The 22,233-nt window shown below is 44.6% G+C and carries 19 protein-coding genes; 12 read left to right on the forward strand and 7 right to left on the reverse strand.

Annotated elements, in window-relative coordinates:
• Positions 1-183: 183 nt before the first annotated feature.
• A complete protein-coding gene (locus ARB69_RS26680; protein WP_157355624.1) occupies positions 184-1,557 on the reverse strand; it encodes a PT domain-containing protein in 1,374 nt (457 codons plus the stop codon).
• On the reverse strand, positions 1,467-2,747 hold the full coding sequence (locus ARB69_RS10125; RefSeq protein ID WP_055152894.1) for a leucine-rich repeat domain-containing protein: 1,281 nt from the start codon (positions 2,745-2,747) through the stop codon (positions 1,467-1,469). The genes ARB69_RS26680 and ARB69_RS10125 overlap by 91 nt, the downstream gene beginning before the upstream one ends.
• 188 nt (positions 2,748-2,935) lie before the next feature.
• Between ARB69_RS10125 and ARB69_RS10130 the strand changes: the two genes are divergently transcribed.
• From ARB69_RS10130 to ARB69_RS10150, 5 genes are all read left to right on the forward strand, one after another.
• Positions 2,936-3,661 (forward strand): LytR/AlgR family response regulator transcription factor, encoded by a 726-nt coding sequence (locus tag ARB69_RS10130; protein ID WP_055152895.1) that lies wholly within the window; start codon positions 2,936-2,938, stop codon positions 3,659-3,661.
• Positions 3,658-4,995: a sensor histidine kinase gene (locus ARB69_RS10135; RefSeq protein WP_055152897.1), complete on the forward strand. Its 1,338-nt coding sequence runs from the start codon at positions 3,658-3,660 to the stop codon at positions 4,993-4,995. The genes ARB69_RS10130 and ARB69_RS10135 overlap by 4 nt, the downstream gene beginning before the upstream one ends.
• A gap of 207 nt (positions 4,996-5,202) precedes the next feature.
• On the forward strand, positions 5,203-5,823 hold the full coding sequence (locus ARB69_RS10140) for a helix-turn-helix domain-containing protein (RefSeq protein WP_055152899.1): 621 nt from the start codon (positions 5,203-5,205) through the stop codon (positions 5,821-5,823).
• A 148-nt stretch (positions 5,824-5,971) separates the two neighbouring features.
• Positions 5,972-6,646: a phosphatase PAP2 family protein gene (locus ARB69_RS10145; RefSeq protein ID WP_055152901.1), complete on the forward strand. Its 675-nt coding sequence runs from the start codon at positions 5,972-5,974 to the stop codon at positions 6,644-6,646.
• A gap of 345 nt (positions 6,647-6,991) precedes the next feature.
• Positions 6,992-8,392, forward strand: coding sequence for a D-alanyl-D-alanine carboxypeptidase family protein (locus ARB69_RS10150; protein ID WP_055152903.1), 1,401 nt, complete (start codon positions 6,992-6,994; stop codon positions 8,390-8,392).
• A gap of 190 nt (positions 8,393-8,582) precedes the next feature.
• Here ARB69_RS10150 and ARB69_RS10155 read toward each other — a convergent pair whose 3' ends face one another.
• Positions 8,583-10,880: an extracellular solute-binding protein gene (locus tag ARB69_RS10155; protein ID WP_055152905.1), complete on the reverse strand. Its 2,298-nt coding sequence runs from the start codon at positions 10,878-10,880 to the stop codon at positions 8,583-8,585.
• A 213-nt stretch (positions 10,881-11,093) separates the two neighbouring features.
• Here ARB69_RS10155 and ARB69_RS10160 point away from each other — a divergent pair, with 213 nt between their 5' ends.
• The gene (locus tag ARB69_RS10160; RefSeq protein WP_050639153.1) at positions 11,094-12,335 is read left to right on the forward strand and encodes a uroporphyrinogen decarboxylase family protein; all 1,242 of its coding nucleotides are present in this window, start codon (positions 11,094-11,096) and stop codon (positions 12,333-12,335) included.
• 233 nt (positions 12,336-12,568) lie between these two features.
• Here the strand turns inward: ARB69_RS10160 and ARB69_RS10165 are convergent, their stop codons facing one another.
• Together ARB69_RS10165 and ARB69_RS10170 are read right to left on the reverse strand one after the other, a co-directional pair.
• Positions 12,569-13,195, reverse strand: a complete 627-nt coding sequence (locus ARB69_RS10165; RefSeq protein WP_055152907.1) for a BTAD domain-containing putative transcriptional regulator — start codon at positions 13,193-13,195, stop codon at positions 12,569-12,571.
• On the reverse strand, positions 13,192-13,746 hold the full coding sequence (locus ARB69_RS10170) for an AfsR/SARP family transcriptional regulator (RefSeq protein WP_055152909.1): 555 nt from the start codon (positions 13,744-13,746) through the stop codon (positions 13,192-13,194). Before ARB69_RS10170 ends, ARB69_RS10165 begins: the two co-directional genes overlap by 4 nt.
• A 434-nt stretch (positions 13,747-14,180) precedes the next feature.
• On the opposite strand from ARB69_RS10170, the gene ARB69_RS10175 reads away from it, so the two are divergent.
• From ARB69_RS10175 to ARB69_RS10200, 6 genes are all read left to right on the forward strand, one after another.
• Positions 14,181-14,933, forward strand: coding sequence for an Rpn family recombination-promoting nuclease/putative transposase (locus tag ARB69_RS10175; RefSeq protein ID WP_083487066.1), 753 nt, complete (start codon positions 14,181-14,183; stop codon positions 14,931-14,933).
• Between the two features lie 155 nt (positions 14,934-15,088).
• Positions 15,089-15,502 (forward strand): HTH domain-containing protein, encoded by a 414-nt coding sequence (locus ARB69_RS10180; protein WP_055152911.1) that lies wholly within the window; start codon positions 15,089-15,091, stop codon positions 15,500-15,502.
• 2 nt (positions 15,503-15,504) lie between these two features.
• Positions 15,505-16,464: an IS3 family transposase gene (locus ARB69_RS10185; protein WP_055152912.1), complete on the forward strand. Its 960-nt coding sequence runs from the start codon at positions 15,505-15,507 to the stop codon at positions 16,462-16,464.
• 2 nt (positions 16,465-16,466) lie between these two features.
• On the forward strand, positions 16,467-16,667 hold the full coding sequence (locus ARB69_RS10190) for a hypothetical protein (RefSeq protein ID WP_055152914.1): 201 nt from the start codon (positions 16,467-16,469) through the stop codon (positions 16,665-16,667).
• Positions 16,664-17,329 (forward strand): response regulator transcription factor, encoded by a 666-nt coding sequence (locus ARB69_RS10195; RefSeq protein ID WP_055152916.1) that lies wholly within the window; start codon positions 16,664-16,666, stop codon positions 17,327-17,329. The genes ARB69_RS10190 and ARB69_RS10195 overlap by 4 nt, the downstream gene beginning before the upstream one ends.
• A complete protein-coding gene (locus ARB69_RS10200) occupies positions 17,326-18,585 on the forward strand; it encodes a sensor histidine kinase (RefSeq protein WP_055152918.1) in 1,260 nt (419 codons plus the stop codon). The genes ARB69_RS10195 and ARB69_RS10200 overlap by 4 nt, the downstream gene beginning before the upstream one ends.
• On the opposite strand, the gene ARB69_RS10205 is transcribed toward ARB69_RS10200, so the two are convergent.
• Positions 18,566-21,244 carry an ABC transporter permease gene (locus ARB69_RS10205; RefSeq protein WP_055152920.1) on the reverse strand — a complete coding sequence of 893 codons (2,679 nt, stop codon included), beginning with the start codon at positions 21,242-21,244 and terminating at the stop codon, positions 18,566-18,568. The two genes, ARB69_RS10200 and ARB69_RS10205, sit on opposite strands and share 20 nt — an antisense overlap.
• Complete coding sequence (locus ARB69_RS10210; RefSeq protein ID WP_050638692.1) at positions 21,244-21,924, reverse strand: ABC transporter ATP-binding protein; 681 nt, start codon at positions 21,922-21,924, stop codon at positions 21,244-21,246. The genes ARB69_RS10205 and ARB69_RS10210 overlap by 1 nt, the downstream gene beginning before the upstream one ends.
• Between the last annotated feature and the right edge of the window lie 309 nt (positions 21,925-22,233).

The following is a 22,233-nucleotide window of genomic DNA, read 5'->3' on the forward strand; positions in this document are numbered from 1 at the left end:
ATTTATGAAGAATTCAGAAAAAACAGAAACAGGGCTATGAACTGGATAATGATGTTCTCAGGCTAACGATGACTGGAGGAGGGAAGAAAGGGCGGCAGATTATACAGTATTGTCTGTTAACAGCTTAACAGGTACAATCTGCCGCCCTTTGTTGCAAATTATTTACAATGTAATTTTTTGTGCTTAGTTACTTGATTTTCTTTTCCTGAAGGCATATACACATAAGGTACCGCCGGACAGTGCCAGCAGGCTGATTAAGAGTGCTGGATTTGATGTGTCGCCAGTTACAGGGGTGCTGGATTTCGCTTTTGTCTTGTCGGCGGGTTTATTTGTTGGTTTGTCATTTGGTTTATCAGTTGGCTTGTTATTTGGTTTATCATTTGGTTTGTCATTTGGGTTATCAGTCGGTTTGTCATTTGGGTTATCAGTCGGTTTGTCTCCTGGCTTCTGCTCTTCCTTCTTGGCGATAGTAAATTTCACTACGGTGTCCAGGCCGGTGTAATTTGCAGTTGCTTCAACCTTGGCTTTCATATACCAGGTACCTGCATTTTCCGGCATTGTATCAGTGAACAGACCATCTTTAGCATTACTGTAGGAAAAGACTGTATTTCCATACTTAGCTTTTGCAGAAGGCGTATTTGCTGGTTCTCCATCGGTCCAGCCAATCAGGGCAGGGGCTTCCAGCCATTCATTAGCTGCCTGTGAAATATGAAATTCTTTTACATCTTCTAAACCTGTATAATTTTCTGTTTCCTTTACAATAGCTTTTACATACCAGGTTCCTGCATTTACAGGCGCTGTGCTGGTATATACTCCATCCTGTACATTGCTGTAAGTAAAGGTTACATCTCCGAACTTTGCTGCTGCGGCCGGGATACCTGCTGTTTCATTATAGGTCCGGTCACCAAGGGAGAGCGGTGTTGTCCACTCATTAGCTGCCTTTGTTATTACAAATTCTGATGCCTCCAGACCTGCCTGATTAAAATAATCGTCTTCTTCTACGGTTACCGTAATTGCATATCTCCCAACATCTTTTGGTATGTCGGAGCAGGGTTCCCAGTCAGCTCCATTCCATTTGAAATAAGAAGCAGTCACTTTCCCCTTGCTTCCTTCAACACGGATCTCTGGGTTCACAGGATTGCCGGTATAGTCCCTATTAAGATCATTATCAATATAAATATAACTGTCAGATTTAAGAACATTAAGAGTCAGGGTTACATTTAATTTCGCATCCGTCCCATCAGAGTAAGAACCACAGTTATATTCATAGATTAATGGTTCACCGTCTTTATAACCTGTGACATCACTTCCGTTCAGGGTGCCTCCGTCTGTTATATGAACTTTGCCGGGATCAATTCCGGGAAATGCGTTAGTAATATCAAAGCTTGGACCCGTAACATCCAGGGATAGATTCGTATTGCCAGGCTTTGTAGAATATGAGTCGAAGGCTCTATTTTCGCCGATATTTAACCATGCAAGATTGCATCGGCTGAAACGCAAAAGGTCCATATTTGCGACGTTGCTGACATCAAGACCGCGAATCCCGTATTGCTGCATTCCAGTGTATTTAAATATGTTGAGCCATTGACATCCAGATCTGTTAAATCTTTGTTGTTATCGCAATAGATGACACTTAAAGAATTTTTTGCATCACCTAAGATCAATTCTGATAAATTAGCGTTATCACAATATAAACTCACCAGATTGTTATTCCCGCTGACATCCAGGCGTCCAATTTTTGTGTCTCCGCAATCCAGATAGCTTAGAGCGCTTGCACCGTTTACGGTCAGTGAGGCCAGATTTGCACTCTCCATACACTTTAATTCAGTCAGATTGTGATTTTCGCTGACATCTAAACTGCTGATTCCTGTTTTCGAGCAGTCTATTTGTTTTAATGAAGAAGCACCCTTTACAATCAAGGATCCCAGACTGCTATTGTTCTGGCAGACCAATGTTTCTAAATTTGGATTCTCGCTGACATCGATGCTGGCGATATTGGTATCATTGCATTTCAAAAATGTTAAAGCTCCGGCCCCCTTCACGATTAATGAGGCGAGATCACTGTTGTCGTGACACTGTATCTCCGCCAGATTGGGGTTGCCGCTGACATCCAGAACTTTTATCTTTGTGCCCCAGCAGCCTAATTTCTTTAAGTTCTTTAAGTAGCCTATTCCTGTCAAGTCGGATATCTCTTGACGAGCAACATTCACCTCTTCAATTGCATCAATTTCAGCAGCTGATAATATGTCATCATCATTTGTATCTATCGTGTAGCCCCCCAGATATTCCCGAAACTTCGGATCTGGGAAATTAGTATTATTAATTATGACATCACCTTCATTGAGCAGCTTAGGTATCACTATTGTATAAGGAAAAGAATACTCACCAGAAATACCCGTGGGTGATGACGGATCAGAAAGCTTGAAGTAAACCGTAAAATCCATAGAACCCTGGGCATCAGTTGTTGCTTTTTTCCTGGTAAGAAAATTCACATTAGTTAGCTTCATTTGACCAGTAACTACAAATTTTTTTCTTAGAATTTCTTCTATGTTTTGTCTCCAACCTTCATCGGTGTCACTATTGTCCACAACTACATCAGCGAGAGTTTCTCTGAGTACGCGCTCTGCCTCAGTTGGGTCAGTAATAACCGGGTCCTCCGCTTTTAATGTCTTTACTGGTGCCATTGTCAGTACCAGCCCTAAGATCAGCAGGCAGGTACAGGTTTTCTTCCATAATTGTTTTATCATCTCTCATACTCCTTTCTATGTACACCCTCTCTACTCCAATTTAGCAAAAAAAATTTTAAAAACAATGGTATGGCTGAAATTTGCATTTTTTGGCAGGAAATTACATTGTTTGGAGGTTCTTTATCATGTAAAATAGAGTAGATAAAACATTTATTTCGTGTGGATAATACAGGAAGCGAGGATTCGATATGAAAGTCGCTGTCATAGATGATCTTTCGGAATGTAGGAATGAAATACAAGACAGCCTGCATCGTTTTTTTGCGGAACATTATGCGGATGAGATTCTTACGATTGAGGATTTTAGCAGCGGGGAAGCATTTCTTTCTACGTTCAGAAAAGACACTTACGACCTTATTTTTATTGACCAGTATATGGACGGGCTATCTGGCATTGATACGGCATGGAAAATCAGGCAGAGCGATGGACTTGTCTCTCTTGTATTCGTCACCACCAGCCGTGACCATGCAATAGACAGTTATCTGGTAAAGGCAGGCGGTTATCTGCTGAAACCGTTCAGCTATGCTGCTTTTGAGCATACGTTGTCAATGCTTTCAATTGCAAAGATAAGAAATGCACGATTCATCTGTTTGGAGGAAGATCGCATCCTTCTGCGTGAGATTCTCTGGTGTGATGTTGACGGACATTATGTGCAGGTACATACCGAGCAGCGGGGGATCAGGCGATACCGGATTCCATTTAGTAACTTAACAACTATGCTGCTTTGCTATCCCCAGTTTCAAACCTGTTATAAGGGATGCATCGTAAACCTTGATCATGTGGAGCGTCTGGATAAGCTGGACTTCCTGTTGAGGACAGGCAAAAGGCTGCCCTTTTCCAAGCGGGACAGAAAGAAAATCGAAATGAACTACCATACCTATCTGTTTCAAAAAGCAAGAGAGGAGGATCTGCTGTGATAGATACCCTGATGGTGATCTTATTTCCATATCTGGATTTTATTCCCTTTGCCGTGCCGCGCTATTACATGTTCCGTGACAGGCTGCGAATTCCGTTTCGCTATATCATGGTACTGATTACCGGTGTCGCGACTCTCAACAGTCTGGTTTTTTACCTGATTAATTCCAGTGGGTATGAGACGGCGATGCTGTGGACAACAGTCATGCGCTATGGGTTCATGCTGATCAATCTCATATTGTCTTTTTCTCTGATAAAGGAGTGCTTCCCAAAACTGATGTTCACCTATCTGCTTCTGCTTTCGTGGTCTTTCTTTGTCTTTGGAAATGCGAACTACATTGAGAGCAGGTTCTTCTGGAATTTTTCCGACCAACATCCCTATCTGGTCTACAACATTGCCCGTATTATAATATACCTCATCACCTGCCCGTTTCTGTTCCACTATCTTCAGCACACTGTTACGGAAGCGCTGAAGATCCAGGATGATGCATTATGGCGGTATCTGTGGAAGATCCCGCTGTTCTCAACCTTATTCGGGATGCTGTATTGTGCTGTCGATGATGTCTACGCCTATGCCACATGGGAATTTTTGGTTTCCCGCTATTTGATGCTGTTTGGTACGTGCTATGTGTCCTTTGTGGCATTCAAAGTACTGGAGATTTCAAGAACCCGTACACAATTAGAGGAAGCATTGCACTATGCCAATCAGAGTATGAATGCTCAGAAAAAGCAGTTTGACAGTCTGGCACAGCATATGGATGAGATGAGGAAAGCAAGACACGATCTGCGACAGCACCTGGCTGTCGTACAGTCCTACATAGAGAAAGATGACAAAGAGGGATTGCATAATTACATTGAACTGTATAAAAATGAACTGCCCCATGAGGTGCTTGATTTGTACTGCCGCAATGACGTGGTGAACGCTGTCATCAGTTATTATGCGGGGGTGTCACGGGACAACGGAATACAATTTGATGTAAAAACAGATTATCCCGAACTCTCCTCCATTACCGAGACCGATATGACCGTGTTACTGGGGAATCTGCTGGAAAATGCGGTGGAAGCCTGCCTGCAGCAGAAGGATGAACAGCCGTTTATCAAGGTACGCATCAAACGCCATGGTAACTCGGAGCTGCTGATTCTAATCGACAACACCTGTAAGACATCCGTCCGCTTCATGGATGGCCTCCCCTTGTCATCGAAGCGCCCCGGTATGGGGATAGGAGCAGCGTCTGTACAGGATATCGCAGCGCGTTATAATGGGACTGTCCGGTTTGAGCAGAGAAAAGAGGTTTTTTATGCCTCTGTCCTGATTCAGTATGACAGCCAGATATAGAGATTAAATATATGAGCTATTATAATATAATGGACTTATCTATTTTCGGTACATTGGATTTGAGTGTTGATAAAACTTTATAATATGTATACAATAAATTGCAGGAGGTATACATCGAAACCTCAGAAAAATGAAAGAGCAGTGGAGAGTTTATCCAAGAATCTGTTGCTATAGAAGTCTAAGACAAATAACGAACAGGGGATACAAATGGAATTTAATGAAAAGCTGCAGCAGCTCAGAAAGAATCACAATCTTACGCAGGAACAGCTTGCAGAGCAGCTGTATGTATCACGGACAGCTATATCAAAGTGGGAAAGCGGCAGGGGCTATCCAAACATCGAATCTTTAAAATGCATATCAAAACTTTTTTCAGTTACTATTGATGAATTATTATCAAGTGATGAATTGATTACCCTGGCGGAAACTGAGAACCGTTCCAATCTTAAAAAGATCTACATGGTTATCAGCGGGATCGTTGATGTTTTGTCTGTTGCATTTATATTACTTCCGATTTATGGAAAGCCGGAAGGGAACCATGTTTACTCCGTGAATCTTCTGGCGAATACCCATACCCCCAATATAGACCGTACTATTTATTGGTCTGTCTTTACATTTTTGATCGGACTTGGCATTGCCAGACTTATATTCACCTATATTGAGAAGGAGTTATTGTACCGTTTTTTTACTAAAATTTCGATTGCAGCCGGTGCGGCAGCTATCTGTTTATTTGCAGCTGCAAGAGAGCCATATGCAACTATTCTATTATTTTTATTTTTTGGAGTGAAAGTATTTTTACTATGGAAGCAGATGCAGGCAGATCAGCATTAAATCCTTGAGAAAAGGCCCTTTGACACGAAGAGTGTCGGGGCCTTTTTCTATTGTGACGACAGGTTTCTTGTCCTTTTGGTACTGCTGGCAGATAATCCAAATGCAGCTTGCAAATAGATTATTTCCGCAAAAGAAAGGAAGATTGATTATGCAAAAAAAATTAAAGAAGTGTCTTATCATAACAGGGGGATTGTTTTTCATCTTTATACTTTTTACTGTTATGGTCAAAACCGTGGATGTTCAGCCCGTCGGTCCGGATCACTCAAAAGTTGGCCTCGCGTCCGTCAACCAGTGTGTGTTTAAATTTTTCGGTGTAAACCTATTATGGTACGATATTACTGACTGGCTTGGAGTTTTCGCGATAGTAATTGCTTTGGGGTTTGCGGTTCTGGGACTGTTCCAGCTTATAAAGCGGAAAAGCATTAAGAAAGTCGATTACAGAATATTATTGTTGGGTGTATTTTACGCGATGGTTATTGCTGTTTATGTGTTTTTTGAAGTAGTGGTTGTCAATTATAGGCCCATCATTCTTACAGAAAGCTTAGAAGCATCGTTTCCTTCCTCACATGTTATGTTTGTAAACTGTATTATGGCTACAGCCATGCTGCAGTTTCATTATTATCTGCAGGAAAGGAAGGCTTGGCTTTGGATATCGGATATTGTATCGGTTCTCATTATGATAGTAACTGTAATCGGGCGGCTTATATCCGGTGTCCATTGGTTTACTGATATTGTGGCGGGGATTTTACTTTCTTTGGTGCTGATTGCACTATACAGCACCGCAGTGTTGTATTATCAATTGGATATAATGAAAAAATATTAAGAGATCTATCCGTTTACATCTGATTTCCAGTCTTCATAAGCTCACTACTTGCAAGCTCTTATTATTTGGAGTAGTATGTAATATATACCAAAAAGCACACCATAACTCATGCCTTGCGGGCGGATCCGCAGTAAACTGCGGAATAAGGTATACTCAAAGGGTACCCCGTAATTCATGCCCTGCGGGCGAGTCTGCAGCAAAGCTGCAGAATAAAGTATGGGATAATTAGCCAGAACAGCAAAATTATGATAAAAAAAATTCCACATATTATGCATGTAATAATTTTTTTATATAAGAATGAGTTTAGAAAGATCGGCATATGATAATAAAAATCTGGAGGGAATTATGAAGTTAAAACGGTTTTTATTTTGTTTTTTATTAGCAGCAATTTTGATACTTTCCCCGTCCGTTGTACTGGCGGAAGATGGCGATACACAGGAGAAGACGGAGGAGGAGCTTGCAGCCGAAGCGGAAGCGCAGGAAAAAGCGTCATCCTATGAGGCAAAGATCGATACAAACGGCCTGGAGGCATGGCCAGAAGGTCCGAAGGTGTACGCCGATTCGGCAGTTGTAATGGATATGGAGAGCGGTGCGATCCTGTATGGAAAGAATATGGATGCAAAGCATTTCCCGGCGAGTATCACAAAACTCCTGACCACGCTTGTTGCACTGGAGAATGCAGATCTGGCCGATAAGGTAAAGTTTACAGAGGACAGTATCTCCTTTCTGCAGTATGATGATGCACAGATTGGGATGAAAGCGGGAGAGGAATTAAGCCTGGATGATTCGCTCCATGCAGTGCTTCTGGCTTCTGCAAATGAAGTTTCACATGCGGTTGCCGAAAGCGTGGGAGAGCAGCGCCTGGGTGGAAACTATGATACATTTATACAGAAAATGAATGACAGGGCAAAAGAGCTTGGATGTACCAATTCGCATTGGGTGAATCCGAATGGGCTTCACGATGATGAGCATTACACAACGGCCCATGACATGGCGCTTATCGCGTCTGCCGTGTACCAGCAGCCAGAATTCAGAACCATCATGGGGACACTGGAATATAAAATCGGACCCACAAACCTGACACAGGAAGAACGCGTATTTCAACAGAACCACAAGATGCTGTGGCCGGAAAATTACTATTATTACGAATACTGTACCGGCGGTAAAACCGGTTATACGGACCAGGCCAAGACAACCCTGGTGACAATGGCAGATAACGGAGACATGCACCTGGCCGCCGTAGTACTCTATGATTACGGCGTAGATGCCTATACCGATACAAGAGCCATGATGGACTATGTATTTTCGAACTTCAAAAAAGTTCCAGTTGAGACACTGGAAACCTCAGAAGACATCAGTAATTTTAACACAGAAAACCCCTATGTCGTACTACCCCAGAGCGTAAACTTTTCCAGTCTGGAGAAAAACATCGTATTAACCGAAAATGGAATCCGGGACGGAAAAATTATCTATACCTATAAAGGCCAGGCAGTGGGCAGCGCAGAGGTTACTCTGACAGAGGAAGGCTATCAAAAACTGATGGGAGATACTGCAGCAAGCGACAGCCGTAAAATAGAAAATAAACAGGAAACTCAACCAGCGCCGACAGAGCCTGCAAAAGATGAAAAAGCCGAACAGCCCAGGCTTAAATTGTATGTTGGAATAGGTTCCGCAGCTGTGCTTCTCATACTGATCATCGCAGGATCAGTAATGCTGCACAGAAAAAACCGCAACCGCAAGGAGTAACATATAACCGTTACTATAAGTAATACCAGACTTATAAAAATTAAATTCTATTTCTAAAAAAATATTTTTATTAACTGACTCAATCCGCTTTCACCAATATCAGTGCTCTCCCGATGCATCTATTCTACCGATTGGATGCACGCAGCCTGTAGGGAGATGTGCGGGGGAAACTACCTGCAGGCGTCCCCCCCTACCCCAACAAATGCAGCGGTTTCGGATACCCATAGGATTTAAACAGTGCCTGCATTTCTTCCTGCCCGTTATTCAAAGCCTCTGTGATGGACATCCCATTGTTTACAATATTCTTCATCACACTGCAAAGTGCAGCCTCAATCCGGCTCTGCGGGATGATCAGGGAATTTTTACTGTAAGGCCCGGTTCTTTTCCGGCAGTATTCGAAGCTTTCTTCGGTCAGTTCCATCCAGGGATAAAGCTTCAGCAGTTCGTGGCTGGAGTAAGGCGCCCGTGCAGGGGACTGGCCGTCCAGAATGGTCATGTAGATGCTGATATCTTTATGAGAGAGCCACTGGAAATACATACATGCTTCTTCTGATCTGGCAGTGCATGGATTCATCCCCAGGTTCCATCCCACGCTGGCAGGAGTTTTTCCGGGGATGGGTTCGTATCCGACACGGCCTATGATATGGTTGTGGATGCTTTGGCAGATCTGGCCCGCATATTCTGAGTAGGTGATCAGCATCGCTGTTTTTCCGGAACAAAAATCCTCGACAGTCTGTTCAATTGCAGTGTCAAACGGAGGCCTCCCGATATAATCAAGGGTTTTTAGGATACTGCCGAAGGCCTGGTTATTTTCCGGAGTATTCAGACAGACCCGGTTGTATTTATCCCATATTTTTCCCCCGTAGGACCAGAGGCGGATCAGGATTTCGGGGGCCAGTTCCTCGTCCACGATTCCAGCCATGGAAGTTCCGTAAAGGGTTGGGGAGTTTGGATTGTATTCTCTTGTAAAAAAGGAAGCGATTCCGTTGAATTCTGTCCATGTACGGGGCGGTGAGAGCGGGATCTGGAACATCTTCTTAAATTCTTTTTGTACGTTCCGGTTCTCAAAGAGATCCCTTCTGTAAAACAAAATTTGCGATCCTCCTACGATGGGAATGCCATAATAATGTTTATCAAACATACAGTTTTCCAGATTCTCCGGAAAAAAGGCCTCCGGATGAAAGCGATCGCTTTGGATATAGTCTGTTATATCTGCAATCATTCCGTTCTGTACCAGATACTGCAGCCAGGGAATGTCGTACATATAAATATCATAGCGGGATTGTGAACAGCCCATATCCTCCACAATTTTATCCAGAAGTTCGTTTTGTGCAGCGAAATCAATCTCTGCCGGAATACCGGTCTGTCTGGTGAAATTTTCGGAAAGCAGTCTGGCGGCATGGGAGGTTGCAAGGTCAGCCATCAGGATACGAAGCGGTTCCTGTGCAGTGTTTGTCTTTTTGACCGTAGGACTGTTTTTTTTTGCTTCGGGAATGAAAAGCCTGGTGTGTATAATTTCATCTGTAAAAAGCAGGGTCTTTTCCTCAAACAGAACAGGGGATTCTATATTTTTCATCAGCAGCCCGGCGGCTTTTTGGCCCAGTGTAAATGCGGTACGGGAGGTATGGGTGATTCCGGACAGGCTGGCACGGCTCCAGGACTCTTCCCCAAAAGTCAGGATCTGTATATCTTCCGATGGGTTGCTCCCGTGTATTTTGCAGGCTTCTGCCACGCCCTGGGCTGCATTTTCCGATGTAGTGATCACGGCGTCTACCTGGTTCAGGAGGGGAAGGGTGAGAAATGCCTTAAATCCATCTTCTTTGGTCATATTGGCAGAACGGATCAGATCGGGGTTCACGGGCCGACCATAATCCTGCAGAGCAGTCCGGTACCCTTCTATGGACTCGGCCTCGGAAGAGAACTGCTGCGAACCGGTAATCAGGGCAATGTTCTGATAGCCTTTCCTGAGCAGGTTTTCCGTGAGATAGTAGGCGGTTTTCACATTATCAAAACCGACAAAACTAGCATTCATATTGTCCGGCCTGCGTTCGATAAAGACGGTGGGGATATTATAATTTTTGATCCTGGTTGTAAAAAAATCCGTATTCCCGGGCTGAGACGTGATGATTAACAGACCGGACACATTGCCGCTTACAAAATCATCTATTTTATCACATTCGATATCAGGGGAGTTGTTGGAAAAAGCAACATTCATGCTGAACCCCTTATTCTGAAGATAAGATGAGATGCCTTTGAATATTTCGGCGTGGTAATAATCATCGATATCAGTGAGAACAATCCCGATCTTTTTTGAATCTGCAGTTTTGAGGCTGCGCGCCGACGCATTGGGAATATATTTTAGCTTTTCTATGGAATCCATGATCCTGGCACGGGTCTCCGGTTTTACATTTTTTGCGCCGCTCAGACAGCAGGAAACCGTTGCAATCGAGACTCCGGCGTCTTTTGCAACATCTTTTAAGGTTGCCAATGATAATCACCTCCAGTATGAATAAAAATTACAGCGTGTTTTTATTGTTTCATCATAACACATCAGGTTAAGTAAATCAAAATATCTAAACGTTTAGATTAGAATTTAAAAAATGGTATTGAATTTACAGTATTTTAGTTTATAATCAAAAATAACAAATCATTTACCGCATATAGAAAAATCTAACCGTTTAGAAATGGAGGAATAAACAGCATGACGTCAAGGGAAAGAGTCTTAGCATCTATCAACCACGAAGAACCTGATTATGTGCCGCTGGATCTGGGCGGGACGCCGAGTTCAGGTATATCTGCAATTGCTTATAACAATCTGAAAAAGGAGATGGGAATCTCCGGCGGGCATACAAGAATATATGATGTAGTACAACAGGTTGTACAGCCGGAGATTGAGCTTATGGATCAATTCGGCGTAGATGTAATTGATATAGGAAGAGTATTCAATGAGAATGACGATGACTGGTATGATGTGACACTTGCGGATGGCTCCACGGGCCAGTATCCAAAATGGTTCCGGCCCAAAAAGCTGGAAAACGGAGACTATGTAGTCCATGATGAGGAGGGCACATTAATCGCAAGAATGCCGGTCGGAGCCACTTTTTTTGACCAGACATATTTTCCATATATGGATGATTATCCGGATGATTGGTCTGACTTGGACCACCAGATGGGAAAAGTACTCTGGAGCGCTTTGGTGCACAGTCCATGGGATCATGCAGGTGAAGAGAACTTTTACCAGAAGTTAAGAGAGCGCACGCTGGCGCTCAGGGAAAAGACAGACCGAGCGCTGATGATCACCTGCGGATGTAACCTGTTTGAGTGGGGGACTTTCCTGAGGAGAATCGACAATTTTCTGATGGACACATATGCAGACCCTGAAAATGTGGAATCACTGGTAGAACAACTGATGATCCGCCATCTTGCCACACTGGAAAAGGTATGTGAATCAGTGGGGGATATCGTAGATATCCTGCGTTTTGGTGATGATCTGGGAATGGACACGGGAATGTTTATGTCCAGGGAAAAATATCAGGAATTATTCAAACCATACCACAGACAGTTAAACGAATATGTACACAAACACAGCAGCATGAAAACATTTCTGCACTCCTGCGGTTCTATATATCCGATCATAGGGGATCTGATTGATGCAGGATACGATGTAATCAACCCGGTTCAGACAACGGCCTATCAGATGGATCCTGCGGTACTGAAACGCGAGTTCGGAAAGGATATCACATTTTGGGGCGGGGGATGCAATACGAGAAGCATCCTGAACCGGTCCACACCGGAAGAAGTGTATGAGTATACAAGAAGAATGATTGATATCTTTGCTCCGGGCGGCGGATTTGTCTTTAATCAGGAACACAATATCATGCCCGACGTACCGGGAGTTAACATACTGGCTATGTACCGGGCCGTGGCGGATTCACGTAAATAGGTACTTTCAATAAAAGCAGGTTCAATAAAGTCACAGTATGCTATCATAATGTGACAGTTCTGGAAATATACAATAAGAATAAAGAGATTAAAACAGCACCGCAGTAGGAGAGGCGGGCTGTACCGGGGATCGTGCATTAAGTATGCATCCCCGGTACAGTCTGCCTCTTCTGCTGCGGTGCTGGTATATGATATCGGAAATTTCTCCGGGGCTTGCCCGCTTGGTTCCGGTTTTTAGATTTCCTTGCTTGAGACTTCCAGATACAATTCCGAATTTGAATTCATCTCATGGAACGCCTCGCTTATTCGGGCAGCTACCGTATCCACGCCTATTTTTTCTGTAACGCTCAGTAGCACAGAGTACTGAGTCAGCGATGTTCTGGTGAAAACGTCATTTTTACGCAAATGTGTGGAAAGCATATAGTACAGGGTTTCCATGACTTCTTTCACCTTTGCGGCATCCGGCATCTTTTCCTTTTTTGAATGCAGGGTAAGCAGCATCAGATAATGCCGGCCCGGCATACGCAGGGAGGAGCGGGAATGCAGATGATAGATGTTCTTAAAGATATCAAAGTTACAGTAAAAAGTCTGTCCGCTCTTATCATCTTTTCCAAGTGTTGTTTCCAGTTCGTTGATATCAAGTTCTTTGCTGGGCATGCGCAGGAGAATCTCCTGATGGACATCCCTCAGAGATCCGCTGATATCAGTACCGTATTTGGAAGAAAAGAAATCCAGGGTAGTGTGGTAGTATTCCAGCGCTGTCTTAATGGTATTCATACCCAGATAAGCAAGCAGTTTATAACGGTAAAAACGGTCTTCGTCGGGATAGAAAATAATAGATTGGTCACATAGAGCAATCAACTCGTCATAACGGTGCCTGGTATAGAGATATTCATGGTACAGTTAATATACATATTTTTATAATAGGTTATGCGGTACTGAACCCATTCGATGGAGGTGTGGTTGGAAAGGAATTCACCTGTATACAGGCGGTGCATCCGGTAGTAATAACGGAACTGCCTTTCCGGATCAGGTTCCTGCCGGGCCAGGTTGTTGTAATTCTCAAAGTCATGGATGTCGATCTTACAGTAAAGATCGGGATTCCAGTAGTAGGCATCCTGGGTAAACTTGATGTAATCCACATCCTTATCGGGATAAAGATGTTCAAGTTCTTTTCGTGCTCTGTATACCAGATTGCGCAGGGCGCCGACCGGACACTTATCCTTTTCATCGGGCCACAGCATGGCCATCAGTACATCTTTTGGCACTTTGGTATCCTGATTGGCTACCAGGTAGGATATCAGCAATGTCAGCTGTGTACTGTTGTGTGCGCTCGGAGCGTACTCATAATAGGGGCTGGATACTGTAAAATCATTAAAAAATCGAATGTGAAGGTCAGGCTTTCTTCTCATATAACCAATCTCCTTTGTAGTTTTGAATAGGGTATTTAAATAAGTAAAATGCCGGTCAGCAGGAGCAGTGTCGTTATGCTCCTCGGATAAATGCCTGAACCTATTATACATGATTCGTAACAGGAAGTTCAACAAATATCTTGGCAGGATAAACTTATATACGGTTATCCTGTTATAGATGCACAGATACATTGACAATCCTTGGTTTTATATGTTAATGTGAATGAGTCCAATCCATGAATCTGGATTCATTTCAAACATTCTTTATACTCATTATTCTTGAAATATCTAATTTCAATCCTAAGGGCAGTTTCGTCCGGTGATTCAATGTTTGAAGAATTTAATAATTGCAAGGAGGAATGCCTATGATTGTTTTTTCGTGTGCCATTCACTTTTAACAGAAGAAAATATGTGGTAAAATAGAGGAGAACTATATGGACACAAAGCGAAAAATTATACCGTTAAAAGAGTTAAACCTTACAAACCGCTTTTTGTTTGATGAAGTAATGGAAGACCCAAGAGCGCATCAGGACGTATTAAGTATTATCTTTGGGCGGAATGTACCGCTGCTGGATAAAAATGAGACGGAAAAGGAACTTCGGGTATCGCCGCTTTTGCGCGCAATTCGGATGGACGTATTTTCTATGGATGAAGACGCTATCATTTACAATACGGAAATGCAGCAGAAAAAGAGAGGAGACCTGGCAAAAAGAAGCAGGTACTACCAGGCTATAATAGACACCTCTCTTTTGGAACCGGGGGTTCCCGATTATAACCATCTGAATATGGCATACATCATCATGATTATGACATTTGATTTATTTGGCTATGATAAATATATGTATACGTTCAGATCCAGATGCGAGGAAGTACCGGAGTGCTGCCTGGAAGACGGAGCAGTAAGGGTTTTTTTAAATACACACGGCACGAACAAAGAGGAAGTTTCCGAGGAATTGGCACAATTTCTTTATTATCTGGAACATACAAACGATGAGACGGCGGCAAATATGGACAGCGAGCGGATTCAGCGCATACATCAGCGGGTACGTAAGGTGAAAACGAGTGAGGAAGCGGGGGTGAGATATGTGCAGGCTTGGGAAGAAAGATATTATGAACGGGAAGAAGCCAGAAACGAGGGAATAGCGCAGGGCTTAGAACAAGGGCTAGAACAAGGGCTAGAACTATAATGTACCCATAGATGTGGACACATTAAGAAGAAGGGTTCCCTAAAAATGGACACTAAAAAGAAGGCATAAAACCTTAAAAGTGGACAGTGTAAAGAAGGGGTTCTTTATCTCTGATAGATGTTGATATATAATAAACACATCTAAAGGAGAATGATATGCGAGAATACACCCCAAAAGAAATGAAAGAATTAATAAAAAATCCATATACACTGAAAGTAACGAAGTTTAAGCTGAGCCATACTGCAAAATTTAAGGAGGATTTTTGGATTAGCTATCAGGCTGGAAATACCCCCAAAAAAATTATTGCTGATATGGGATATAATCCAGAAATGTTTGGTCAAAAGAGAATCGACAGCCTAGTCCAGCATATAAAAAAAGCAGCACTTTCTGGTCATGGGTTTTCCGAAGGCCCGAACAGGACAAAAAGAGTTCCAATGAAGGAAGTTAAAACGGATTTAACAGAATCGCCTAATATAGAACAGATGCAGCATGAACTCCTATATCTTCGTCAGGAAGTAGAGTTCTTAAAAAAAATTATAAAAGCAGACAACACGAAACGGAAAGACTGATTATGGGTGGATCAGATTGCAAATTGGAGATTATCTATGATTTAATAAGCAAAAAAGATAATGTCTTATCGGTTACAATGCTTTGTGATATTGCAGGCGTATCAAGATCAGGATACTATCGCTGGGTCGGAGCAGCAGGTGAAAGAGAAAAGCAAGAATTACAAGACCAGGCAGATTTTGAAATGATCCTCAGTGCGTATACAAAACGTGGATATGATAAAGGCGCAAAAGGCATTTATATGGCTCTGGTTCACCAAAATCCACCTGTGATAATGAATGTTAAAAAGATCCGCCGCCTGATGAAAAAGTATGGGTTAGTATGTAAGATTAGGGCTGCAAATCCCTATAGGCAAATGGCAAGAGCAATAAAGACAAATAATGTTGCGGATAATCTTTTGAAAAGGGAATTCACATCATATGGCCCTAGAATGGTCTTATTAACAGATATTACATATATTCCTTATAATGGGATGTTCTGTTACCTATCAACGATTCTAGATGCATTTACAAAGGAAATATTATCGTATGTACTAAGTGAATCGTTAGAGGTGGATTTTGTACTATTAACGGTAAATCAAATGGTTGAAAAGCATGGGGTTTCCTTGCAGACTGATACAATGATTCACTCGGATCAGGGATGCCATTATACAAGCTGCAGTTTTATTCAGCTGGTGAAGGATAAAGGTTTAAGGCAGTCCATGTCCAGGCGGGGGAATTGTTGGGATAACGCACCTCAGGAAAGCTTTTTCGGGCATATGAAGGATGAAATAGATATAAGCCAGTGTAAGTTCTTTAATGAAGTGAAACCAAGGATTGATGATTGGCTGGATTACTATAATAACGAGCGATACCAATGGCAGTTAGCAAAGCTGTCTCCGAATGAGTATTATCAATATATAACAACTGGGAATTATCCTTTGAAAGGGATAATACAAGAACCCAAAAAGGAAGAAGAAATATAGCGATGTCTATACAGAACATATTATCCCTTCTTCTTAAATTTGTCCTTGACAGAGGGTACACTTCAAAGGCCATGATATTGGATAATCTGGAGGAGAACAAGACTGCGGAACAAATCATAGAAAAACTGATCAGACGTTTTTCCCTGAGCCCTGAAGCGGCGCGTGAATATTATTGCCAATTTGACCGGATGGAGGATATATGACAAAGATACTGCTGGTGGAAGATGACGAGACAATTGCATTTGGGATCGAGTCGGCATTAAAGAGAAAAGGGTATATGTGTACAAGCTGTGCTTCTGTAGGGCAGGCGAAGGATCTGTTTTCGGAGGGACTCCAGCTGATTCTCCTGGATTTGAATCTGCCGGACGGCAGTGGCTATGATTTCTGCAAATGGGTGAAGGAACGGGCGGATACCCCGGTTATCTTCCTGACGGTTTGTGACGATGTGAAGGACATTACCAGGGGGCTGGATATGGGGGCAGACGATTATGTGACCAAGCCATTTCATATAGCGGTACTGGAGTCCAGAATTGCGGCGGTACTCCGCCGTACGTCTGACGATGGAGGGAATGTTCTCTCCTGCGGTAATATACAGCTTGACAGGGAGAAAATGCAGGTGATGCTGGATGGGCAGTCTGTGGATGCAACGGCACTGGAATACCGCCTGCTTGAGGTTCTCATGGAGAATAAAGGGAGGACTCTGCCCCGGAACCTGATTCTGGATAAGCTCTGGGACGCAGAGGGGAATTTTGTCAATGATAATACATTGACAGTGACTGTAAAGCGTCTGCGGAAAAAACTGATGGATACGGAGTATATCGTGACGATCCGTGGGATTGGCTATCGGATGGAGGAAAAGATATGAAAGGGCGTGGAGTGAAGGCATTTCTTTTATCCTGCGTATTCTGGCTGATTCCCGGGATACTGGCTGGCGTAGTGACTGCTGTCTGTTTTAGCTTCCGTGAGTACGATTATACGGTTCGGCTGACCGAAGCCGCGCTTGAAGGCAGATCTATTCCCGCGGGTTTGAAATTTGCTGCAGATAGAGGAAATAGTCCGGATCAGGGAAGCAGCCGGGGGGAGAGCGCCATGCCGGAATCTGGCGGCGGGGCGGAAAAACCGGATCAGGATGCAGCAGATGCGGAGGCCTATCTGCGCAAATATGGACATGGAAGGCTGACTCGTTTCCCGGATCATTTGCCATATGCCCTGGCAGCAGGAATTATCCTGTTTGAAATAGCCGGTGGAATCATGTTCTTTTTTACAGAGAGAAAGGAAATGCGCTTCAGGAGCAGGATTGAAGATCTGACAGAATATCTGAAGGCGGCGGGGAGGGGCGAGGCAGCTGCACTTAACCGGCGGGAAGATATGTTTTCCTATCTGGAGGATGAGATTTACAAGACCGTTGCCAAGCTTGCCTGTACCAGAGAAGAGGCGATCAGGGACCACGAGATCTTGGCAGAGAGAACAGCCGATATCGCGCATCAACTGAAGACGCCATTGACTTCCATGTCGCTGATGACAGAGCTTTTAAGCCCTTCCCTGGAGGCAGAAGACCAAGAGTATCTGTACCGTCTGGAGGGCCAGGTGGAGCGTCTGAAGGGCCTGGTTGACGGGCTTTTGACCCTGACAAAGCTGGATTCGCATACGCTTGAATTTCACAGGCAGGATGTAGAAGCAAAGGAACTGACGGAACTTGCAGCAGAACCACTCAGAGCAATGCTGGGGCAGAAGCATGTCGAACTGGAAATTGTAACAAAAGGGCAGGGGGAATCGGAAGTCTGGCTCTCTGCGGACATGCAGTGGACAGCGGAGGCTCTGTTGAATATTTTGAAGAATTGTCTGGAACATACGCCCGAAAACAGTAAGATTCGTGTAATCTGTGAAGAAAATCCGCTTTATACGGAAATGCTGATTGAGGACGGTGGAAAAGGCTTTTCTAATAAGGATCTTCCGCATCTGTTCGAACGGTTTTACAGAGGGGAGGATGCGGCTAAAGACAGCGCCGGAATCGGGCTGGCGCTTGCAAAAGGCATTATAGAAAAGCAGAACGGACAGGTCCGGGCAGAGAATTCTGCACAGGGACATGCCCGTTTCTGTATCAGATGGTATCATCCTTAATTGCGGATATGATGTTCTGGCGTACAATTCTGCGTCCGCCCATATAGTAAGCTCCGATAATGGAAGCGAGAACAAGTATGGTGTAGCCAAGGACAGCTGCATATGGAGCAAAAGGCAGATATTCGATCAAGGTTACCTCATTGAGGTACAGGAAGCACGCAAGTACCGCGGCCTGGAACGGCAGGCTGTAAAGCAGCGGTTTCAGCCCCAGATCCAATCCCTCCAGGAACAGCATGCGCCAGAGCTGTGCGGGGGAGAGGCCGACCGACTTAAGCATGGCGAATTCCCGGCTTCTCTGGCGCAGGTTGCCGGAAATACTTGCCCATACATTGGAGATGCCGATCAGTGCCAGCAGCCCGGTTAAGAACGCCACAATGATACTCATAACGCCGGTGGATTGTCTTTGGCTCTCTTCTTTTTCTGCCAGGTCAGATACCATGTAGTCACCGCTGCCGTAATATTTACCAAGGATCGTAGAGATCTGGCCGGAAACTTTTTGAATCAGCGGATAAGAGATGCCGCCGTCGTCGTCTGTCAGAAGGATTCCGTTGACGGAGGATGCAGTATACCGCCGTTTCTCACTGCAGGATGCAGCGATTTCAAGCACATGTTCCATCGGCATGATTGAGACTACGCTAAAGTATGGCAGGCCAATGCCATCGGCGGGAAGTGCCTGCACCAGATCCCCTATGGTCAGCCTAAATTCGAAGTCGCCCGTGTCCTCATCGTAAGCCTTTTCCGTAAAAGAGAGGGCCTGCCCTTTTTGAAGCTTTAGGATATCTCTGTAGACCTTCTGTTTCTTAGTACTGACATTGGGGTCTTCGGTCCGGTTATAGATCAGTGCCTTTGCAGGATCTTTATAGTAGGAATCAGGATCTGTCCCCATCTCTTTGCAGTATTCTCTGAAACTGTCCTCCTCCAGGCCAATAAGTACAGAATAAATCCTGTATTTTCCATCCCTTTCAATAGGCGAGTACTTTTTCTTGGATACTATCTCATCGAATCCACCCAGATTTGTCTCGATATCATCTGAAGTCTGATCTTCTGTAATCCAGGTGGCACAGGGCATTTTATTCATGATTACTCCCCTGGAGACGCCGGGCACTTTTAAAACCTCAGCTAACGCCTTCTGCTCGGGCCGGCGGCCATCGCTGATGCTGAAAAAGACATGGCCCTGGGATTCATTTTGCGCCCTGTAAACCTCTTTCGATGCATTTTGAGCAGTAATAATATATAAAAATCCTGTGAGCAGAAGGAAAGATAGACAAAGGGAAATTGTCGCGGCCCGGTAGGATTTCTTACGGGCGGTGAGGGCGTTGGAAGCCAGTTCACCGCTGATTCCAAAATGGCTGGATATGCGTCCCTGCCGGATCTTTCTCCCTTTCAGCACCTCCACCTGCCTCAGGGCCTCTACAGGCATCAGTTTTGCAACTCTGCGGGCCGGTATTCTCGCCGAGAGCCAAGCTGTGGCAGCGGACAGGAGAATTGCAGGCAGTATGGCAGGAATTCCGAATGTAAGTACAATATCCGGCGCGGTCCTGCCGATATTATTTGCAGCATTAATCAGACGGAACAACTCTGTATCCAACAGCCAGCCGCATAATATTCCGACAGGAAGAGGCACAATCAGCAGGATCATTGCCTCGGATGACACCGCCGCCTTGATCTGCTTCGGGGATGCGCCGATGCCGGCCAGGGTTCCGAGCTGCACCAGCTTTTCGCTGGCAGACAAGGCAAAGGCATTGTGGATGACCAGTACAAATACGGCGATCATCAGAAGCGCAATGACCAGAAACATGGCAGGTACGGCAAGAACAGTGAGGCTGCTGATGTTTCCGATCTGATCCGGCGGGAGTATCCCGTATTTGGAGAGGAGGCCTGCATTATATCTGAGCGTATAGTATCCGTATTCATCGGCCTGATAGCCTAAGGAGCGTGCCAGTTCCGGGAGCTCCTTATAAGTACTCCTCATGGGGTCAAAACGAAGATAGACCGTTAGCTCATCGTCCGGGTTCACAGTCTTTGTATCCAGATAACTCATTCCGGTATAGGCCGGTACGGAGGAGGACGTGGTGACATCCAGAATTCCTACAATTTTGTATGTCTTTGTGCCTGTTTGACGGAAGGTTTCTTCCTCGTGGAACCCGTCTGTTTCCATGCATACCTTCCCCTGATACATGCGCTGCCCGATCGGAAGCGTGAGGGTATCGCCCACTTTTGCACCGGGGTGGTCATCAAAATACTGTTTTGAAAGTACCAGCTCATTGTCGGCTTGCGGGAGCCTCCCTTCGGTCAGGGTATCCTTTTCCGGCATAGAATCCCAGTATTCCTGGTTGGCGCCGCGGGTAATGAGGTATGTCCTGCGTCCCTCATCTTCCAGCTTTGCGGCTTCCCACGGGCCTTTGACCAGAACGGCAGAGACAGAGGCGTAGTTCTCAATGTGTTCCAGATCCTTTCCGTACGTTGTATCGAACAATTCTCCGTGCCAGTCGCCGTCCTCAAGTTTTGTGAGGACAATGGCATCCGTCCACATTGTGTAAACAAAACCGCAGAAACAGGACATCATCGTGGTCATAAGAAATAAAGCGGTCATGATGGCAATGCTGGTTCGTTTATTTCTTCGTATCGTGTCCCAAACATATTCCCTTAAAATTTTCATCAGGACACCACCTCGTCATGCAGAATTTTCCCGTCTTCCAGGGTAATCACGCGGTCTGCCTTCAGAGCGGTCTTTTCATCGTGTGTAATCAGGAGGACAGACTGTCCGTACTGCCGGTTGGAGAGCTTCAGAAGTTCGATGGTCTCTTCTGAATTTTTACGGTCCAGGTTGCCCGTTGGTTCATCGGCAAGAAGGATCGCCGGTTGGTAGATGAGGCTTCTTGCGATAGCGGTGCGCTGCTGCTGGCCTCCTGATAATTCACTGGGAAGGTGTGTGAGACGGTCTGTAAGCCCCAGCGTGGATACCAGATGGCGAAACCGCTCCTCATCCGGTTTCTGATTATCCAAAAGAACAGGCAGGAGAATGTTTTTCCTTACGTTCAATGTTGGGATCAGATTATAAAACTGATAGACCAGACCTACCTTTCTGCGCCGGAATACCGCAAGCTGCTCCATGCTGAGTGTTGAAATGTCTGTGTCCTCGATAAAAATGCTGCCGCTGGTAGGTCGGTCTACGCCTCCCAGCATATGCAGCAGAGTGGACTTACCGGAACCGGATGCACCGACAATAGCCGTAAAGCTGCCCCGTTCAAGAGATAGCGAGACATCGTCCAGTGCTGTTACCGTATTGGAACCACTGCCATATGTTTTTGTAAGATGGCTGCAGCGTAAAATTTCCATAAGTTAATAACCCCTTTCATGTTTGATGATACCATATTAAAAAAGAAAAGTGACAAGAAAGTGACAAAGGTATGAATCGGCGCATTCACAGATGTAACTGTCGTAAGATGGAATTCATTTTGATTTATGAATACTGTTCATACCACAGCCAACATCTAATTCGGGATTTAGTCGGCTAGCTTTAGACTTGTCGACGGACGGGGACGCTTCATGACAGGGAGGCCGGGGAAGTGCTGGGGCTGTATATGCCGTTGCGATATGCACCCGTGCTGCTAAGTGTTTCTAGAACAGCCGCTGCCGGATAGGCGG

The organism is Faecalicatena contorta (assembly GCF_001404335.1).
Classification (GTDB): domain Bacteria; phylum Bacillota; class Clostridia; order Lachnospirales; family Lachnospiraceae; genus Faecalicatena; species Faecalicatena contortus_B.

Bases quoted from the DNA above. Each gene is read 5' to 3' on its own strand.
- ARB69_RS10200 (WP_055152918.1), top strand. From the start codon at position 17,326: ATGAAAGGGCGTGGAGTGAAGGCATTTCTTTTATCCTGCGTATTCTGG.
- ARB69_RS10130 (WP_055152895.1), top strand. From the start codon at position 2,936: ATGAAAGTCGCTGTCATAGATGATCTTTCGGAATGTAGGAATGAAATA.
- ARB69_RS10180 (WP_055152911.1), top strand. From the start codon at position 15,089: ATGCGAGAATACACCCCAAAAGAAATGAAAGAATTAATAAAAAATCCA.
- ARB69_RS10170 (WP_055152909.1), bottom strand. From the start codon at position 13,746: ATGAGAAGAAAGCCTGACCTTCACATTCGATTTTTTAATGATTTTACA.
- ARB69_RS10175 (WP_083487066.1), top strand. From the start codon at position 14,181: ATGGACACAAAGCGAAAAATTATACCGTTAAAAGAGTTAAACCTTACA.
- ARB69_RS10195 (WP_055152916.1), top strand. From the start codon at position 16,664: ATGACAAAGATACTGCTGGTGGAAGATGACGAGACAATTGCATTTGGG.
- ARB69_RS26680 (WP_157355624.1), bottom strand. From the start codon at position 1,557: ATGCAGCAATACGGGATTCGCGGTCTTGATGTCAGCAACGTCGCAAAT.
- ARB69_RS10205 (WP_055152920.1), bottom strand. From the start codon at position 21,244: ATGAAAATTTTAAGGGAATATGTTTGGGACACGATACGAAGAAATAAA.
- ARB69_RS10160 (WP_050639153.1), top strand. From the start codon at position 11,094: ATGACGTCAAGGGAAAGAGTCTTAGCATCTATCAACCACGAAGAACCT.
- ARB69_RS10150 (WP_055152903.1), top strand. From the start codon at position 6,992: ATGAAGTTAAAACGGTTTTTATTTTGTTTTTTATTAGCAGCAATTTTG.
- ARB69_RS10125 (WP_055152894.1), bottom strand. From the start codon at position 2,747: ATGATAAAACAATTATGGAAGAAAACCTGTACCTGCCTGCTGATCTTA.
- ARB69_RS10190 (WP_055152914.1), top strand. From the start codon at position 16,467: ATGTCTATACAGAACATATTATCCCTTCTTCTTAAATTTGTCCTTGAC.
- ARB69_RS10140 (WP_055152899.1), top strand. From the start codon at position 5,203: ATGGAATTTAATGAAAAGCTGCAGCAGCTCAGAAAGAATCACAATCTT.
- ARB69_RS10185 (WP_055152912.1), top strand. From the start codon at position 15,505: ATGGGTGGATCAGATTGCAAATTGGAGATTATCTATGATTTAATAAGC.
- ARB69_RS10210 (WP_050638692.1), bottom strand. From the start codon at position 21,924: ATGGAAATTTTACGCTGCAGCCATCTTACAAAAACATATGGCAGTGGT.
- ARB69_RS10145 (WP_055152901.1), top strand. From the start codon at position 5,972: ATGCAAAAAAAATTAAAGAAGTGTCTTATCATAACAGGGGGATTGTTT.